The organism is Clostridium chromiireducens (assembly GCF_002029255.1).
Lineage (GTDB): Bacteria > Bacillota > Clostridia > Clostridiales > Clostridiaceae > Clostridium > Clostridium chromiireducens.
Genome location: NZ_MZGT01000058.1, coordinates 25,558 through 31,557 on the forward strand (window position 1 = coordinate 25,558; position 6,000 = coordinate 31,557).

6 protein-coding genes are annotated in these 6,000 nt (G+C 30.1%); 1 reads left to right on the forward strand and 5 read right to left on the reverse strand.

Annotation, left to right across the window (positions count from 1 at the left end; translation table 11 throughout):
• Positions 1-89: 89 nt before the first annotated feature.
• From CLCHR_RS18175 to CLCHR_RS18195, 5 genes are all read right to left on the reverse strand, one after another.
• Positions 90-779 (reverse strand): Crp/Fnr family transcriptional regulator, encoded by a 690-nt coding sequence (locus CLCHR_RS18175; protein WP_139376265.1) that lies wholly within the window; start codon positions 777-779, stop codon positions 90-92.
• 355 nt (positions 780-1,134) lie between these two features.
• Positions 1,135-1,389, reverse strand: a complete 255-nt coding sequence (locus CLCHR_RS18180; protein WP_079441328.1) for a hypothetical protein — start codon at positions 1,387-1,389, stop codon at positions 1,135-1,137.
• 5 nt (positions 1,390-1,394) lie between these two features.
• Positions 1,395-1,898, reverse strand: a complete 504-nt coding sequence (locus CLCHR_RS18185) for a hydrogenase maturation protease (RefSeq protein WP_341456923.1) — start codon at positions 1,896-1,898, stop codon at positions 1,395-1,397.
• On the reverse strand, positions 1,895-3,286 hold the full coding sequence (locus tag CLCHR_RS18190; protein WP_079441329.1) for a nickel-dependent hydrogenase large subunit: 1,392 nt from the start codon (positions 3,284-3,286) through the stop codon (positions 1,895-1,897). Before CLCHR_RS18190 ends, CLCHR_RS18185 begins: the two co-directional genes overlap by 4 nt.
• Positions 3,287-3,294: 8 nt before the next feature.
• A complete protein-coding gene (locus CLCHR_RS18195) occupies positions 3,295-4,164 on the reverse strand; it encodes a hydrogenase small subunit (RefSeq protein ID WP_079441330.1) in 870 nt (289 codons plus the stop codon).
• Between the two features lie 343 nt (positions 4,165-4,507).
• Here CLCHR_RS18195 and CLCHR_RS18200 point away from each other — a divergent pair, with 343 nt between their 5' ends.
• Complete coding sequence (locus CLCHR_RS18200; protein ID WP_079441331.1) at positions 4,508-5,341, forward strand: PHP domain-containing protein; 834 nt, start codon at positions 4,508-4,510, stop codon at positions 5,339-5,341.
• Positions 5,342-6,000: the final 659 nt, after the last annotated feature.

The following is a 6,000-nucleotide window of genomic DNA, read 5'->3' on the forward strand; positions in this document are numbered from 1 at the left end:
TGTGACTTTATCACACTTGAAACTCTATTATTAAATTTTGCTATATTAATTATCAAGTCCCTATTTATTTCCTCTTTGTACCTACATAATTAATCTTTTAATATTTCATTTAAATCTTTAATTATTATTACCTTACCTCTTTCTAACTTTATGTATCCTGATTTCTCAATGCTTTTTAATTTTCTACTCACAACTTCACGAGCAGAATCAATTTGAAAAGCTAGTTCGCTATGCGTTGCATAAATTATATTACTATTTTTGCTTATTAATAATTTTATTAGTCTTGTTTCTAGAGACTCATGCATCATTTCTTCTTTGTTTTCAATAACAGCACTGAATTTTCTATGCAAATCTCCATATATATATAATAAAAATTCTTCATCTATCATAATGTACTGCTTAACAACCTCCATTGGTATAATGCATACTTCTGAATATTGAATTGCTTTTCCAATTATATTTAGTGATTCAAATTTCGATATACAGCTTAAGGCTTCATGGCAGAATTCACCTTCTTTAATATTGTATAAATTAGTTTGCTCTCCATTTAAATTTATCTTTTGTATATTAATTGCTCCTTCTAGAACAAATAAAATCCCATGACATGTTCCTTCTGCCGCTTCTACATATTCATCAGCATGTAAAATTTTAAAATATGCTTCCTTACTTATTACTCCATTACTCTTTTTATCAACTTTCTCTAACACGGGATATTTGTTATATAAAGTATTAATACATTTTCCTCTATTATCTAATGTTCCAATATTATCACTCAACATTTGCTTCCCCCTATGATTTTATTATATATGAATCTTTGAGAAATTTATGTGATTTAGTCACATAAATATAATATAACCCCAGAACGGGAATATAAACTATTATATATTTAGAATATTTTTAATATAAGAATCAACTGCCCTTTCAACCCCTTCATTCTCAAGGAATGCAGATCTTACCACATCCAAAATATTTTGTTCATCATCTACAACCAATATCCTAAATTTATTGTTCAAATTTACGCCTTTTCTGTAGATTTAATGATTCTATTATAGTTTAAATTATAAAAAAATAGAGCGAGACTAATATCCTGCTCTAATCTTTATAGTTTTACGTTATTCTATTTTTAATTATGTCTTAGCTTTGTTCACCTTGAATGTTTTTAAGAATAGCAATTTGATCCTGCATATCTTCTCTCTCCACATAAATTTTTGTCCATTCTCCAATTAAATCACACTCCTCATACTTAAGATGTTCATAAAGATTATCCTCATTAACATGACTCCTGTGATTCACTATAACAGTAAATGTATTAACTTTATTAATATTGTTAGCTGCACATATTTTTTTTAATTCCTGGGAAATCTTACTCAACAAAATAGTATCGTGCATATTTTTCACTCCCTACACTTATTTATAATATATTTTTCTATTTTATCTAAAACGTCTTTAGAAATGACTTTTAATTTTTCCTGCAATGCAGAACTTAATCCGATTCCAAACTCAACTTCTTTAACTTCAATTGCACAAATTTCGCCTTTAACACAAGGATAATAAAGTTTCAATAAATCTAAAAAACTATAATTATGCTGTGAACATCCTTTTTTCTTTGAAATGAAATCATTTAGTGGCAAGCAAGTAATTTCACCTGGCTCCTTTCCGTAATATGCCGCATCTAAAACAAAAATATAATTATCCTCTTGTATATTAGAAATTCCATATTGAGCATCAGTTTCAGCATAAATAACTTCAATTTCTTTTCCTAAGAGCTTTTCTTCTATATCTTTTGCCACTTCAATGCCTATCGCATCATCTCTCATTAACATATTTCCAATAGCAATAACCTTTATATCAGAACTTCTATTTCTTATAATAATTTCTCTATTTTCATCTATATTCAAACTAAAACCTCTACTATTTCTGTGTCTCCTGCTGCTCCAATTAAATGAGTTGCACAAGATACACAAGGATCAAAGGATCTTACAATACGACCAATTTCTATAGGTTCTTTAACATTATTTAATTTAGTTCCAATCAAGGCTCTTTCTGTAATTCCTGGAAGACTTGATGCATCCTTAGGTGATAAATTCCATACAGAAGGTGTTATGATATTATAATGATTAATAACATTTTTATCTATTTCAATCCAATGTCCAAGTGCACCTCTAGTAGTATCTATCATTCCAACTCCATAAGCTTTTTCTGGAATATTATAGACCTGTTGATTATTTGGTTTTAGTTCTACCCTTTCAGCAAGGTTCTTCATTATTCCAAGTATCTTTTTTGTTTCTAACACCCTTGCAATATTTCTGTCCATACAGGAATGTCCATTTGTGTATTCTCCGCTAATAATTAACCGTGCTAACGGACCAACTTCCATAGGTAGACCTAAATAACGAGGAGCCTTTATAAAAGAGTATGCATCTAATTTAGACAAGTCCACTTCCTCTATACCTGCATCTTTTTTATACCAAGAATAATGGATTTGTTCTGTTATTTTATCTGGTTCTAAATTATCTTTAATATTATCCTTCATTACTCCTGGTTTAACATATGTGATTTCTGTATCTTCATACTTATCAAAAGTACCATAGGTCATAAAATTTGGATAAGATTCACCCTTCTTAAAATAATCATAATAATATTTTGAAATTATTCCTACGTCTTCTATCATTATATTTTTTACAAAAGACTCTACCTTTCTAATAATACTCTTCACTTTTTCAAGTTTATATGCATCTATATTTACCGTAACTCCTCCCACAAAAATCCCATGATTATGAGGAGCCTTTCCTCCAAGAAGTGCAAGTCCTTCATGAGCTAATCTACTAAGTTCAATACTTTTAATATAATCTCCTTCTATTTTTTTGCTTATTCTTTCTGGAAGTCTGTAATCAGTATATTGTTGTTCTTCTACTAGTTTTATGCTTGATATTTCTACGTAGCTTGGCATTGAAAGTAAATAAAAATGTCTTAAATGATTTTGTACAAATTCAAAGCCATGCATAATATCTCGAATATAATTATCATTCAAACTAACTGTCACTTTTAATGCATCCTCTAAAGCTAAAGTAGAAGCCATAGAATGAGCTGTAGAGCATATTCCACAAATTCTCTCTGTAAAATACACTGCATCTAAAGGCGACCTTCCTTTTAGCATTTTTTCAAATCCCCTAAAAAGCAATCCACTAGCATTTGCTTTAGCAATTGTATTCCCTTCTACTTCTGCTTTTATTTCCAAGAATCCACTAATTCTAGTTACTGGATCTATAGTTATTGTTTTACCCATAATTCCTCCTAATACTTTACAAAAGGTTCCATTCCATCTGGGAATTTTGATTGCGCACATCCAATACAATTTGTGTTATCTCCAATAGGCCAATTAACATATCCATTCCATTTTCTCCTTGGACAATCCGTTTTTGTTACAGGTCCTCTACACCCAAGTTTGAACATACATCCTTCTTCACCAAATTTTTGTGCAAAAATGCCTTTATCAAAAAATCCACGCCTTGTACAAGTATCATGAATTGTAACTCCATAAAAAAGAAGAGGTCTTCCCTCATCATCCAATTGTGGCATACCATACCCTACTAAATGTGCTATCGTTCCAACTACCCAATCAGGATGACATGGACATCCTGGCAGCTTTATAACCTGGCGGCTTAGAACTTCTTGCACGCTTTTGCTTTCTGATGGATTAGGTTTTGCAGCAGATATACCTCCGTGAGAAGCGCAAGTTCCTACAGCAACAACATACTTTGCTTTTCCACCTGCTAATTGTATTGCCTCTAATGCTGTAATGTTTTTTCCATTATAATTTGCCACAATGTTATAACGGCCCTTTTCTTTTGTTGAAACTGCTCCATCTACTAATAATATAAACTCCGTATCCAATGTCTCTAAAAATTTTTCAAAAGCAAACTCTCCTTCTGAACCCATAAGTGTATTGTTATACGTGAAATTCACCATATCAGTTAAAATATCATAAAGTCCTGGATTTTCACTATTAAGTAATGATATTATATTTCCTGAACAACCTGTTACTTCCAGCCATATAGCGTTTACTTTCTTGGTATCTTCAACCATTCCCGCAACATCATTTACTAGTCTCCTTGCAGTATGTTTTTTAACTTCTGTAAGTGGACATCGTTCCTTACTAGTCAACTTAATTCCTCCAATATAATATATTGCTTTACTATAGTTCTTTCAAATTATTAGAAATATGACCTCTAATATTTCTATGTAAAGTGTATGCTTTAAATGTTAAAAAATAAAAAATTCAGCTTAAAAACCTTAATTTATAAGTTTTAAAGACACAATTTCTTATATACGCATCTATTATTTTCTAAATCATATACTAGTAGTAATTTATTATAATAAAATATATTTTTAAATTGATTTTGTAAAACAGATATATTTATTCATATACTTATGTTCATCTACTATGATATGATTATGTTATTATAATTTTGTAACTAAAAATCCATAAAAATAGGGGGTTAAATTTATGCTTAAAGTGGACTTCCATGTTCATACTACTTCTTCAGATGGGACTCTCTCTCCAAAGGAGGTTGTTCAAAGAGCTCATAAAAATAATGTCAGATATTTAGCCATAACTGATCATGACACTCTAACCGGCTTAAACGAAGCTATAGAAGAGAGTTACAAACATGATGTAGTTGTAATACCTGGTATTGAACTTTCAACACAACATAATAATGAAAGTATACATATTTTAGGTTTTTTTAAGGATGACAACTTTAAAAATGATGATCTTGCAAAAGAATTAGACAACATTAAAAATCACAGAATCGTTAGAGCAAAAAAGATGATTGACAAACTTAAAGAGGAATATAATATAGAAATAAATTTTGAAAAGATTCTTAAAGAAGCTAAAGATACAATTGCAAGACCTCATATCGCAAGAGAGATAATTAAATGTGGCTACCCATATGAAATGGATGAAATATTTGATAAGTTTATTGGAAAAGGTTGCAAAGCCTACGTGCCTACATTGAAGTTATCTACAACTGATGGGCTAAAGCTCTTAAAAAAATATAATGCTCTTGTATTTCTAGCTCATCCTAAATTAATTCGTCATACTAATATACATGATTTTTTAGAAATGAATCTTGATGGCCTGGAATCAATTTACTTCCAGAATTCAGAAGACGAGACAAAAGAATTTGTAAAAATAGCAAATGAAAATAATCTGTTAACAACCTGTGGTTCTGATTTTCATGGTGATTTAGAGACAGATACTCGTCATGGAGACATTGGTTCCGTGGAACTACCATATGAATATTTAGCAAAATTAATTTCTGCTTTAAATTTAAAGTAATTTTGAGGTACTCGAAATATAAAAATACTTGCAGTAAGAGGTTAATTTAAGTTTACTGCTTAATAATCGAAAGTGAATATATGTGTTTACTCCGGTTCCTTGAAGATTTTGCTGGATGATTCTAAGAATATAAGTTGTACCCAAAGTGCTTGCTTCAAAGACTACGCTTTCAACAAGCACATTTGGAACAACTTACACTCTAAGAATCATAACCAGCAAAATCTTCTAATGAACGCTTCGTAAAAACATATACTCACTTTCTTTGTTTAGCCGCAAACTTAAATTAAGACTATATTTCTGCAAGTATTTTTATATTTCTTCGATTATCAATGCATTTAATGAAGTATATCTATAATCTTTAGTATAATCTGTATGCTTAATAATACAATAAACATATAATCTTTTTAGATATACCTGTGAAATAAAATACTTGAAGTGCTAGCATAACAAAGAAATAGAATACATATATGTGGAGTCAGGCATTGAAAAATAAGCTGCTGCATATCTTAACTGAAAGTTGTTCCAATTCCGCGAGTCTGTCAAGATTTTTGTGTAAACTTCAAAAAGTAATATGATCATTTGGTAAGGTTGGAGGTATAGTTTAGACTTCCAACCTTTATTTTATAAATGTTGAATATTATTACATTACTTATGTATAG

Bases quoted from the DNA above. Each gene is read 5' to 3' on its own strand.
- CLCHR_RS18200 (WP_079441331.1), top strand. From the start codon at position 4,508: ATGCTTAAAGTGGACTTCCATGTTCATACTACTTCTTCAGATGGGACT.
- CLCHR_RS18180 (WP_079441328.1), bottom strand. From the start codon at position 1,389: ATGCACGATACTATTTTGTTGAGTAAGATTTCCCAGGAATTAAAAAAA.
- CLCHR_RS18175 (WP_139376265.1), bottom strand. From the start codon at position 779: ATGTTGAGTGATAATATTGGAACATTAGATAATAGAGGAAAATGTATT.
- CLCHR_RS18190 (WP_079441329.1), bottom strand. From the start codon at position 3,286: ATGGGTAAAACAATAACTATAGATCCAGTAACTAGAATTAGTGGATTC.